Below are 11,943 nucleotides of genomic sequence, written 5' to 3' on the forward strand. Positions count from 1 at the left end.
GATTGAAACAAGGTTTTGAACGTCGTCTTTTTTAAAGTACTTGGATTGCAATGCCGGGACGTGGCGCGGTTTCAGAGAAATGTGGAATGAGCGATAGAATCTGTTTGCTGGGATGCGGGTTTGTCGCGGATCTTTACATGCGGTCCCTCAGGGGCCATCCGGAAATCTCCGTTGTCGGGGTCTACGACAAGAACGAGACCAGGTTGAAGCAATTCTGCGACTACTGGAACCTGCCGGCGATGTCCTCGTTCGAGGCATTGTTGGATGCGGCATCCGGATCGCTGGTTCTAAACCTCACAAATCCGTCCGCGCATTATGATACGACTCTCGCCTGCCTAGAAGCCGGTCATCCGGTCTATTCCGAAAAGCCGCTGGCGATGTCCGTCGAAGATGCCAAGGCCCTTCACGCGCTGGCACACGAGAAGGGGCTGACACTCGCGTCCGCGCCGTGCTCGACCCTGGGCGAGGCGGCACAGACGCTGGGACATGCACTGCGCCGGGGTATTGCAGGCACGCCGCGCGTCATCTATGCCGAACTCGACGACGGATTCATCCCGCAGGCCGCCTATCACAAATGGATCTCGGAAAGCGGCGCACCCTGGCCCTTCGAGGATGAATTTCGCGTGGGATGCACGCTTGAACATGCCGGCTATTATCTCGGGTGGCTGATCTCATGGTTCGGGTCGGTGCGCACCGTGGTGGCGGCCTCGGCAGAGTGTTATCCTGAAAAGGAAGGCCAGGGACCATTTGCGCCGGACATGTCCACGGCCACGCTCTTTTTTGAGAATGGGCCAGTGACGCGCCTGACCTGTTCGATCCTTGCCCCGCACGATCACGCGATCCGGATCACGGGCGATACCGGCGTGCTGGCCTGCAAGGCGGCTTGGGACAACGCAGCGAAGGTGACGTTCGCCCGGCGGATGACAATCCGGCGGCGGCTGATGGAGCACCCGTTTCCGCGCCGTATCCGATTGCCGCAACCGACCCACCCCAAGGTCGCGCGCAAGGGCGCGGCAGCAATGAACTTCATGCTCGGTCCCGCCGAGGCTCTTGCTGCGATCCGCGAGGGGCGCGAGTGTCGGCTCGGCGGGGATTTTGCGCTGCACATGACCGAAGTGACACTCGCGATCCAGTCCGCGGGCAAGACAAGCGGCGCGCAAAGCATGACCACGCGGTGCGCCCCTATGGAGCCGATGCCATGGGCGATGTGACCCGGATACTGATCACCGGGGCAAGCGGCTTCATCGGCCAGGCGAGTGTCCGGGCCGCGCGGGCGCGCGGGCTCGAGGTCTTCGCGATCTACCGCAGCACACTGCCGCCCGACTGGGCCGCCGATGCAGGGATCACGCCGCTTCGGATCGACCTGTCGGACGATACCGCCCGAGCTTCTCTGGCCGATGCGCTGGACCATGTCGACGCAGTAATCCATGCCGCCGCGCATCTCGGTGGAGATGCTGATGCACATGACCGCGACACTGTGGCAGCGACGCAAATGCTTTTGACGGCACTGTCGGAAAAGCCGCGTCGCCTCGTTCATGTCAGTTCGATCGCCGTCTACGATCCGATGACGCTGCCGGATGGCGACACGGTGACCGAGGAGACAGCGCAGGACACTCCCGAGACCGCGCGCGACGCCTATACCGCTGGAAAGCTCCGGCAGGAGGAACTAGTCATTGCTGCGGGCCAACCGGCATGGCTTATGCGCCCCGGGGCAGTCTATGGCCCCGGTCGCACCTTTCATCCCTTGCTTGGCTTCTGGGTATCAAAGCTCTTCGTCTGCATCGATGGCGGGGGAGAATTGCCGCACACCCATGTCGATCACACGGCCAAAGCTCTGGTCGCGGCGGCTTGCACGGATCCGGGCGGGGTGCGCGCGCTCAATGTGCTGGATGATGATCGCCCGACGCGCATCCGTTTCGTGCGAACGCATCGCCGGATTGCCGGTTGGCCACACCTTGTGCTGCCTCTTCCCTATCGTATCTGGCTGATGACAACCCGGCTGCTGCGCCCCCTGGCACCGCGCCTGCCCGGTTTGCTGCAAGAGCCGATCCTGCGCGCCCGGCTCATGCCGTTGCAGTGGCCCAACACGGCGCTGCGAAGCGCACTCGGCGGGGAGGATCAGGCCGACTTCGCCGGAATGCTGCAAGCTTCTATCAGTAAGACCGAGACATGAACCGTACCAAACTCGCCTATCTGACCGGAGAATACCCGCGCGCGTCGGATACGTTCATCCAACGCGAAATCGCCGCACTGCGCGAGCTCGGCCACGACGTTTTGACCTGCTCCGTTCGCACGACGGGCGCGGAACATCTGGTCGGGCCGGAACAACGGGACGAACACGCGCGCACTTTCAAGCTTCTTGACGCCTGCAAGAAACCGCTGACCGTCTTGCGCGCGCATCTTCACTGGCTGCGGCGGCCCGCCCGATATCTTTCGGCGCTTGCACTGGCTTGGCGGGCGGCCCCGGCGGGGCTCAAGGGCCGGACTTACAACCTTATCTACTTCATCGAGGCGGGCGTTCTCGCGCGGCGTCTGGCGGAGCAGAACGTCGCGCATCTGCACAATCACATCGCCAAGTCCTCCTGCACGGTGGCGATGCTGGCGTCAAAGCTGTCCGGCATCCCCTACAGCTTTACCATTCACGGGCCCGACATCTTCTTCGATCCGATCCACTGGCGCATCGACAAGAAGGCGGAGCACGCACGCTTTGTTGCCTGTATCTCGGAATTCTGCCGCAGCCAGCTCATGTGCTTCGCAGACGCGGCGCACTGGAACAAGTTCCACATTGTGCATTGTGGCATCGAGCCCGACCGCTATCGCCCCGCACCGCACGAGGGCCAGAGACTCTTGTTCGTGGGACGGCTCGCGGGTGTGAAAGGTGTGCCGGTTCTGCTGGAAGCCCTGGCCGGGCTGTCAGACCGTCCGGACTGGCATCTGGACCTGATCGGAGACGGACCGGAACGCGAGGTCATCGAAGCACGGGCAAAAGCGCTGAACCTGTCGGACCGTGTCGCGTTCCAAGGCTATCGCAGCCAGGCGGACGTGGCCGAAGCGCTTGGCCGTACGGACCTGTTCGTGCTGCCCAGCTTTGCCGAGGGCCTTCCGGTCGTCCTTATGGAGGCCCTTGCCGCAGCCGTTCCGGTCGTCACGACGCGTATCGCGGGCGTGTCGGAACTGGTCGAGGATGGCGAAAGCGGCCTTCTGGTTCCGCCCGGCGATGTCGAGGCCCTGCGCCGGGCCATCACGAAATTGCTCGACGACCCGGACCGCCGCAAACGGATGGGCGAGGCCGGCCGGGTCAAGGTCGCCGAAGCGTTCGACATCCGACACGAAGCCGCGTGGCTCAGCGCCTTGATCGAGGGCTATGCCGCCGATTCGCCTCCGGCAACAAAGCGGCCCGGCGATGGCGGAGATGCGCCATGACCCCTGTGGACGTCGTTCTGATCGGCCGAAACGAAGGCCAGCGCTTGATCGATGCTCTGGCCTCGGTCGGCGGTCAGGCTCGGCAGTTGGTCTATGTCGATAGCGGATCGACCGATAACAGCGTCGCGGAGGCGCAAAAGACGGGCGCGACGGTGGTCAGCCTGGACATGTCCGTACCGTTCACGGCCGCCCGCGCCCGCAATGCCGGGTTCGCGGCGCTTCACGCACATGACTATGTCCTTTTCATCGACGGCGATTGCAGCCTCGTGCCCGGTTTCGTCGACGCCGCGCGCGCCCATCTGGACGATCATGACGAGGTCGGTCTCGTCACCGGTTGGCGCTCTGAGGTGAGACGCGACGAGAGCCTTTACAACCAGCTTTGCGACTGGGAATGGCACCGTCCCGCAGGCGAAATCGCGACCTGCGGCGGGGACATGATGGTCCGCGCGCGGATCTGGGCAGAGCTTGGCGGCATGAACCCCCAGGTCATCGCCGCCGAGGATGACGAGTTTTGTCAGCGCTTGCGCAAGGCAGGCTGGCAGTTGCATCGCATTCCGGTCGGGATGACCCGCCACGACGCAGCCATGTCGCGATTTTCGCAATGGTGGAAACGCGCGGTGCGGACGGGTCACGGCTTTGCACAAGTGGGCCACCTGCATCCCGATTTCTTCGTTGCCGAACGGCGGCGCGTGCTGATCTACGGGCTGGCATTGCCCTTGGCGATCCTGCTCTCCCTGTTCCTGAGCCCTTGGCTGGCCGTCGCGCTTCTGGGGTTTTATGCGCTGAATTATATACGCACGGCGCGGGGCCTGATCCGAGAGGGTCTGCCCAGGAAAGAGGCGTTCGGTCATGCGTTGCTTCTGACCTTGTCGAAATTCCCCAATCTCATCGGTATGGCCAAGTATTTCTGGCGGCACCTGACCGGGTCCGACATGCGCATCATTGAATACAAGTGAAACGAGGTTCTTCATGTCCAAACCCATTTCCGTCGGGCTGATCGGCGCAGGATATATCGCAAGCTGGCACGCCGACGCGCTCAAGGACACGCCCGGCGTGACGCTCGCAGCGGTCTGCGATGTCAGCGCCGGAGCGGCGGAGGCACTTGCCGCCGCGCATGGCGCGCGGTCATTCACCTCGGTTGAGGATCTTCTCGCGTCCGGCGTTTGCGAGGCCGTGCACATCCTCACGCCGCCGCATCTGCATGCCGCGCTCGCCATCCAGTGCCTGGAAGGCGGGCTTGACGTACTGGTCGAAAAGCCCGTCGCCGAAAGCGCTGAAGACACGCGCAGGATTTTGGACACCGCCAGGCGTACCGGACGCAGGTTCACGCCCGGGCACAACTTTCTCGGCCTTCCGGCCTATACCCGGATGAAGGCCGACATGCAGGCCGGCGAATATGGGCTCATCTCGACCGCAGAGATCACTTGGGCGCTGCCGCTCGCGCCGCTACGGTCGGGCCCGTTCAACCTTTGGCTTTTGCGCGAGCCCAAGAACCTGCTTCTGGAACTCGGCCCGCACGCTTTCGCCTTCGCGCACGATCTCTTTGGTGAAATCGAGGTGTTGAGCGCGCAGGCGTCTTACCCGGTCGACTTGCCAGGAAACGATCCACGTCCGCAGGGTTTTCGTATCCTCGCCCGCGCGGGCGGCGTCGACGTCACGTTTCACCTGACCATGGTCGAGGTGATCGACGACCGGTCCGTCACATTGCGCGGCTCCTCTGCGCGGGCACGGCTTGACTATGCTGCCGACGTCTTGACCGTCGAGCGCGAGAATGCGTCTGATCTGGTGCTAAACCCACTGAACCGCCAGCGGCGGCTGGCGCGGGAACACCGGCGCGCAGGCTGGTCCAACGCATGGGTTCAGCTGCGCTCGCTCAACACGCTCAATCCCTATGGCCGCAGTTTTAGAGGCATGACCGCCGCGATCTATGGTGGCTCCAAGGACCAGCGGTTTGATGGCGCCTCAGCCCTGGCCGTCATGCGGGCGATTGACGCCGCCATTGATGCGCTTCCGGCTGAACAGATGACGCCCGCCGCGCCCGCCGTGCAAACCCGCAAGCCGCAACCGACCGCCATGGTCATTGGCGGCACGGGGTTTATCGGGCGCGCCCTGACCCGCCGCCTCGTGGCCGACGGCCGGGACGTGCGGGTACTGTCGCGTGGCAAGACCGGCCCGTTTCCCGATCTGCCCGACAATGTAGAGACCGTCGGTGTTTCGCTGCGCGATCGCGACGGCCTGACCGAGGCGATGAAGGGGATCGACGTGGTCTTCAACCTGGCCAAGGCGCTGGAAGACACGTGGGAGGCAGCGCTCGAGAACGATGTGGGTGTTGCACTTCGCGTCGCCGATGCCGCCGAGGAAGCGGGCGTCAAACGGTTGATCTACACCGGCACCATAGCGTCATACGACATGTCGGATCCCAGTGCGAAGATTACCGAGGACACTCCCTTTCCCGCCGACATGACGACCCGAAACCTTTACGCGCGATCCAAGGCGGAATGTGAACGCCAGCTGCTAGCAAGGCACCGTGAGCGCGGCCTGCCACTGGTCATCGCCCGACCCGGTATCGTTATCGGACCGGGCGGCCCGCTTCAGCATTGGGGCATCGGGCGCTGGCACGGCGCGGGGGCGGTCCGGATCTGGGGCCACGGGCGCAACATCCTGCCGTTCGTGCTCAATGACGATATTGCTGACGGGCTGGTACGCATGATCGACGCGGACGTTGAAGGCCAGAGCTTCAACCTGGTCGGGGACCCGATGCTGTCTGCCCAGGGCTATTTCAAGGCAATCCATGAGGTTCTAGGGGCAAAGATCGACGTGCAGCCCGGCAATCTCTATGCCTTCTATGCCGGCGACGCGGTGAAGTACGCGCTCAAGAAATACGCCCTGCGCCGGCATGGGGTTGTCCGGCCATCACTGGCAGACTGGAAAAGCCGTGCGCATTTCTCGCGCTTCGTGAACGACCGGCCCAAGGATCTTCTGGGCTGGCGTCCGGAATCTAACCGCGACGCTTTCATCCAGCGCGGCATCGCCGAGGCCAACCTGTTCGGACTGGACCACAGCCGGTCTATTGGCCAGACCTGAGTCAGGCCATGCCGAACCAGGCGCCAGCACCGACATTGGACCCCAGGATCAAGCGTCGTAACCGTTGGCACCGGTCTCGGGGATCGAGAGGACAGACAGGATAACGTCATCCGCGACGACGGACAGGCCGTTGAGGGTTTCGGGAAGTCCCGGAGAATGAGGTTCGATGCGCGCTGCGAACCCTGTTTTTGTAAGCACGACCTCGACATCGAGAAATCCCAGCAGACGCCCGGTCACCGGATACTGCGCTTTGAACACGGCTTCCTTTGCGGAAAAGATCCGCTTTGCCGCGATCCCGCCTGAGACAGAGGCGGTCTCGGCCCCGCTCAGGACGATATTCCACAGGTCCGGCGCCAGCGGCACGGCATCTTCCAGATCGACACCTATGGCGCGCATGTCGCGGCGAAAGGCCACAAGCGACAAGGCATGTAGATCGGTATGAGTGATCGACCCGGTCAGCCCCTCCGGCCAGATGGGTGCGCGATCCGCGGCCATCGGCACGCCCGACGCATCAACGCCGAGTTCCGCCATCGCCAAGCGCGCGGCGGCCCGTCCCGCCGCGAATTCCCGGAGCCTCTTTTCGACCATGCCCCCGGTCGCTGTCTGCTCGGACGGCCAAAGCCCTTCGGCGCGCGAGCTTGTGTCGGCAAGCCCGATCCCGACGCGGGTTGCGGCTTCTGCGCCGAGATAAGCTTCGATGGCGTCCCGGAGCCTCCGTGTCGCAAGCATCGAACCGGTCAGGAGCCCCGGCGACGCCGCGCACGCATCTCACGTCGGCGCGCCATGGCATCCTCACGCGACACGGCCGGCGCCTCGGTTGTTTCTGGCGCGAGCACGGTTTGGGAAGTCGTCTTCATAGCCGGCGCTGAACGGGCCGGGGCGCGGCCGCCGTCGAGCTTGTCGCCAACCGCCTCTGCGAGATCTCCCAGAACCGGAAAGCGGAAAATGTCGGTGATCGACAACTTTGCCACCCCCAGCTTCGACTTGATTTCGCGATGTGCCTGTACTGCAAGAAGCGAGTGCCCCCCCAGATCGAAGAAATTATCGCGCGCCGATATGTTGCCGACGCCAAGTATCGCGCTCCAGATCGCGGAAATCTCGCCCTCGACATCTCCGTCGAATCCGGCAGTTGTCGGCGGAGTGTCCGCGTCTGTTGGTGTTGAGGCAGGTTTTGGCGCCGCGGCCACCTCGCGCTCGGGCGCGGACCACGCCGGCAGGGCGCTGCGATCCACCTTCTTGTTGGGCGTCAGGGGGAATGCGTCGAGCGTCACGAAGCGTGCGGGAATCATGTGCGCGGGCAGAACTTCGGACAGCGCAGATTTCAGGGCCGCCTCGTCTATCGCAGCATCGGCGAGAAGATAGGCCACCAGTACCTGCGTACCCGGAATATCCTCCCGCACCACGACCACGGACTGGCGCACAGTGTCCAGCCTATCCAGGGCGCTCTCGATTTCACCCAGTTCGATCCGGTAACCACGCAGCTTGACCTGGAAATCGGCGCGACCGAGGAAGTCCAGCTCGCCCTCCGGCAGCCATCGCGCCAGGTCGCCCGTGCGATAGAGCCGCGCGCTCGTTCGATCCGAGAACGGATCGGGGACAAAGCGTTCGGCCGTCAGATCCTCGCGCTTCCAGTAGCCCCGTGTGACGCCGTCGCCGCCGATATAGAGTTCACCGGGCACGCCAACTGGCACCGGCTCCATCTTGTCGTCCAGAACGTAGACCTGCGTATTGGCGATGGGCGTACCGATACCGACAACGCCCGCGCCCGTCTCGGCCTTGCGCGTCGTAGACCAGATCGTCGTTTCCGTCGGCCCGTACATGTTTTCAACATGTGCATCTGTCAGCGTTGCAAGCTCGCCAACCAGCGCGCCGGGCAACGCCTCGCCGCCCAGCATCAGATGCTTGACCTGCGACAGGGCCGCGCTGGATTCCTCGTTCATCAACAGCATTCGCGCCATCGAGGGTGTGCATTGAAGATGCGTGACCTTGTGGCGCGAGATTTGCGCCGCGATTGAGAAATCGTCCGCTGCCGGACCCGCATTGGCATCGGCCCGTGCCACAACCTCCGCCAGCGGCGTCAAACCATCGAGCAGGGTATCGACCTCGATGCCGTAGTCGATCAGGCAGGCGATTTCCGTCACCCCGATCTCTTTAACCTGCGCGACCCGCGTCATCGCGTCTTCGATGGTGCCAAAGAGGCCGCTGTCGTTGAAATAGCGTTCGAACGCGAAATCCAGAATGCCCTCCAGTTCCTCTTCGGTCAGCGACCCGAGGTCGAGTTGGAAGGCATTGTCGACACCCTTCGGCTTCTTGAAGGCCGGGAAGGCCCAGGCGTATTGCTTGATGAGGCCCGCCGCAGAACGCAGGTAATCCTTCATCGGTTCGCGCGCGATCTCGCGCGCCGCCTCTCGGCTGTCGGCGAGGAAGGTATGCAGCATCAGCGTGACCTTGAAGCGTGCCGGATCGTGTCCGGCGGCTCTGAGGGCTTCGTGATAGATCTCGATCTTTCCGGCGACCTCGTCGATGGACTGGCCAAGAAGATGCGTCAGCACGTTGCACCCGTTGCGCCCCGCTTCCTTCCAGGTTTCCGGGTTTCCGGCGGTCGTGACCCAAAGTTCCGGCGTCTTAGAGATCGGACGCGGCTGGGTGACGACTTCGTGCATCTCGCCATTCTGGCGGGCAAAGGCCACGGGCTCGCCCGCCCAAAGGCGGCGCAGTTCGGCAATCTGCCGGAACATGGCAGGCTTGTTTTCTGGCGGCGTATTCTCAGGGCGCAGCACGAAATCATCGGGTTGCCAGCCGCTTGCAATGGCAAGGCCGGCACGCCCTTCGGTCAGGTTGTCGATTACGGACCATTCCTCGGCGATGCGCGCAGTATGGTGCAGCGGCGCCACGCAAGAGCCTGCCCGCACACCGATATTCTGCGTCAGCCCCGCCACCGCGGCGCCGGTCACCGATGGGTTTGGATAAGGGCCGCCAAAGGCGTGGAAATGGCGTTCGGGCGTCCAGACCGCGCAAAAGCCGTGCGTATCGGCGAACTTCGCCCCTTCGAGCAAAGACCGATACTTGCCGCGTCCTGTGCCGTCGTCATTGCCCCAGTAGTACAGGCTGAATTCCATGCCGCCGACCCCGGCGCCGCCCCCTGCCCCGTCGCCCGCGACCAAGGCCCGGCTTTCATCACCCGAGATCACCAGCTTGAAACCGCGCGCTAGCGTCCAGAACAGTTCCAGCACCGAAATATCGAAGGACAGTGACGTAACGGCAAGCCAGACCCCGCCCCGCTCGTGGTCGATCCTGTCGTCCATGCCCGCAAAGAAATTGGCGACGTTGCGGTGCTCGACCATCACGCCCTTTGGCCGTCCGGTCGAGCCGGACGTGTAGATCATGTAAGCCAGATCCTCTCCTGTCACGCCGCTGTCGGGGTTTGTCTCGGGCTGGTCTGACATGTCTTTGTCGATATCGAGAACCTCAGCCTCACTTGACGGGAGCGCTGCGGCCAGTGCGGCGTTGGTCACGATCACGCCGGCCTCACTGTCCTCGAGATATAGCGCGGTGCGGTCGGCCGGATAAGAGGGATCCATAGGGAGATAAGCGCCCCCCGTCTTGAGGATTGCAAGTGCCGCGATGACCATCTCCGCCGAGCGCGGAAGGTGCAGCCCTACAATCACTCCGGGCTTGACCCCCATACCAATCAGACGATGCGCCATCCGGTTCGCGGCGGCGTTCAGCGCGGTGTAGGTCAGACTCTCCCCTTCAAATGCAAGCGCCTCGGCCTCTGGTGTGCGCGTCACCTGCGCTTCGAACGCCTGATGCATGCATTGCGCGGCATCATAATCCGTCTCGGTGGCGTTCCAGTCCACCAGCATGGTCCGACGCTCTTCCTCCGGAAGGATCGGCAACGTAGCCGGGTCATCGCTATCGCCCAGATGCGCCACAAGATGCGAAAGACGTGCGGCATAAAGATCCAGCGCCGCCGCTGAAACGCGCGCCGCATCTCCGTAAAGCGTCGCAGTGCCTTCCGTGGCCGCCAGCGTCAGCGCGGACGGACCCACCAGACCCGCCTCTGCGTCCTCCGACAGCGCAAGTTCCGGCAGGGTTGGTCTTGCTCCGGGCAGGCGCGCCAGAAGATCCGCCGCAAACGGTCCGCGTGCGCGCGCCGCCGAAATCGAATTCGATAGGTCACCTGTCATCTGGGAGAAACTGTCTGATTGCGCGAGCCGCACCGGCACCCACTCGCAGACTTGCGCCGCCGCCGGTCCGGACAGCCGCGGCACCGCAAGTGCCAGATCGGCTGTTGCGCTGCCGCTCAGTCGAGCCATCATCAGGGCGAACGCGGTGCGAACCTGATCGGCCGTTACTCCTGGCGGGATAGACACGTTCCTCGCCAGTGGTCGAGCCGGACCGGACGCGGCAGATATCAGCGGCAGTTCGACGGGCTCAATCGCTTCGAGTGCAAGGCGCCAAACCGGGTCGTGCTTGGCAAGCGGTGCAAGGTCTTTGTGAATCTGTTTTCTGAGATCGGCCGGAGGACTTTGTAGGATCGCGCCAACGCGAGTGATCTCCGATGGTTGCACGCGCGCGCCGTCGAGGGCCGTGACGGATGTCAGAACAAGATCGCCGCGTTCGGTGGCGATACAGAGCTGATCGTCATCCGCCGCAAGCACCGCACCCGGCGCCGCTTCCGAGACACTTTCCGATACATGCCCTTCACGGGCGAGATACACCCGCCCGCCAGTTTCGAACTTGGGCAGGCAGAGCGGGTTCCAGTATTCACCGTGGTCGAGCGCACGTATGAGGCGCAGCAATTCTTCGGCCGGCTTGTTGAAGTTCATGACAGCCCCGGCCATCGGTCGGGCGTCACGCGCAAAATAGCTTCGTTGCTCCAGATCCTGTGCATGACGGGCCGGCGCGGATCCCGACAGCTCCGCCATCAGATCCGTGAAGCTTTCAATCGCGGCGACGTAGGACTTTGTGTTGAGCGAAAAGGCCGTGTCCTCATCGGTGATCTCGAACGCCTTGGAGGCAATGATATCGCCCTCGTCCACACCGCCCTCGATCAGGTGCCAGGAGATTCCGTGCCGGTTCTCTCCCGCCAGTTTCGCCCAGACCGGCGCATTCAATCCGGCATAGGCGGGCAAGGGTCCATCGTGAAAATTGACCGCGCCTCGCCGTGCCAGGGCGATCACGTCCTCCGGGATGAGATCGAGATTGGCAATCGACAGCAACCAGTCGAACTCAAGCCCGCCAAGGCGCGCGCCGAGGTCACGGCCCGGCGCGATCACCTTCAGCCCCGCCGCCTCGGCCCAAGCTGCGACATCCTCGTTGCGCGTCACCACGGCGGTGATCTTGTGACCCGCGCCGCGTAACAGATCGCCACACTGGATCAGGAGGCTTTCGTTGCCGATGAGAAGTGAACTGAACTGGGTCATAATGAGA

At 63.4% G+C, this 11,943-nt stretch carries 7 protein-coding genes; 5 read left to right on the top strand and 2 right to left on the bottom strand.

Annotated features, from left to right (window positions below; genetic code table 11):
• Window positions 1-86 precede the first annotated feature (86 nt).
• From FIU86_RS17815 to FIU86_RS17835, 5 genes are read left to right on the top strand one after another with little or no spacing between them, the layout of a single operon-like run.
• Window positions 87-1,211: a Gfo/Idh/MocA family protein gene (locus tag FIU86_RS17815; protein WP_152476307.1), complete on the top strand. Its 1,125-nt coding sequence runs from the start codon at window positions 87-89 to the stop codon at window positions 1,209-1,211.
• A complete protein-coding gene (locus tag FIU86_RS17820) occupies window positions 1,199-2,173 on the top strand; it encodes an NAD(P)-dependent oxidoreductase (protein WP_152476308.1) in 975 nt (324 codons plus the stop codon). Before FIU86_RS17815 ends, FIU86_RS17820 begins: the two co-directional genes overlap by 13 nt.
• Window positions 2,170-3,423, top strand: coding sequence for a glycosyltransferase (locus FIU86_RS17825; protein ID WP_152476309.1), 1,254 nt, complete (start codon window positions 2,170-2,172; stop codon window positions 3,421-3,423). The genes FIU86_RS17820 and FIU86_RS17825 overlap by 4 nt, the downstream gene beginning before the upstream one ends.
• Window positions 3,420-4,379, top strand: a complete 960-nt coding sequence (locus FIU86_RS17830) for a glycosyltransferase family 2 protein (protein ID WP_152476310.1) — start codon at window positions 3,420-3,422, stop codon at window positions 4,377-4,379. Before FIU86_RS17825 ends, FIU86_RS17830 begins: the two co-directional genes overlap by 4 nt.
• Before the next feature lie 13 nt (window positions 4,380-4,392).
• The gene (locus FIU86_RS17835) at window positions 4,393-6,507 is read left to right on the top strand and encodes an NAD-dependent epimerase/dehydratase family protein (RefSeq protein WP_152476311.1); all 2,115 of its coding nucleotides are present in this window, start codon (window positions 4,393-4,395) and stop codon (window positions 6,505-6,507) included.
• Window positions 6,508-6,555: 48 nt separating this feature from the next.
• On the opposite strand, the gene FIU86_RS17840 is transcribed toward FIU86_RS17835, so the two are convergent.
• Together FIU86_RS17840 and FIU86_RS17845 are read right to left on the bottom strand one after the other, a co-directional pair.
• Window positions 6,556-7,236, bottom strand: coding sequence for a 4'-phosphopantetheinyl transferase (locus tag FIU86_RS17840; RefSeq protein WP_152476312.1), 681 nt, complete (start codon window positions 7,234-7,236; stop codon window positions 6,556-6,558).
• Window positions 7,237-7,244: 8 nt separating this feature from the next.
• On the bottom strand, window positions 7,245-11,936 hold the full coding sequence (locus FIU86_RS17845; protein ID WP_152476313.1) for a MupA/Atu3671 family FMN-dependent luciferase-like monooxygenase: 4,692 nt from the start codon (window positions 11,934-11,936) through the stop codon (window positions 7,245-7,247).
• Between the last annotated feature and the right edge of the window lie 7 nt (window positions 11,937-11,943).

This window comes from Roseovarius sp. THAF9 (assembly GCF_009363715.1).
Lineage (GTDB): Bacteria > Pseudomonadota > Alphaproteobacteria > Rhodobacterales > Rhodobacteraceae > Roseovarius.

What these genes read in the sequence shown, in the direction of transcription:
- FIU86_RS17825 (WP_152476309.1), top strand. Translation starts at nt 2,170, where the DNA reads ATGAACCGTACCAAACTCGCCTATCTGACCGGAGAATACCCGCGCGCG.
- FIU86_RS17845 (WP_152476313.1), bottom strand. Translation starts at nt 11,936, where the DNA reads ATGACCCAGTTCAGTTCACTTCTCATCGGCAACGAAAGCCTCCTGATC.
- FIU86_RS17835 (WP_152476311.1), top strand. Translation starts at nt 4,393, where the DNA reads ATGTCCAAACCCATTTCCGTCGGGCTGATCGGCGCAGGATATATCGCA.
- FIU86_RS17840 (WP_152476312.1), bottom strand. Translation starts at nt 7,236, where the DNA reads ATGCTTGCGACACGGAGGCTCCGGGACGCCATCGAAGCTTATCTCGGC.
- FIU86_RS17830 (WP_152476310.1), top strand. Translation starts at nt 3,420, where the DNA reads ATGACCCCTGTGGACGTCGTTCTGATCGGCCGAAACGAAGGCCAGCGC.
- FIU86_RS17820 (WP_152476308.1), top strand. Translation starts at nt 1,199, where the DNA reads ATGGGCGATGTGACCCGGATACTGATCACCGGGGCAAGCGGCTTCATC.
- FIU86_RS17815 (WP_152476307.1), top strand. Translation starts at nt 87, where the DNA reads ATGAGCGATAGAATCTGTTTGCTGGGATGCGGGTTTGTCGCGGATCTT.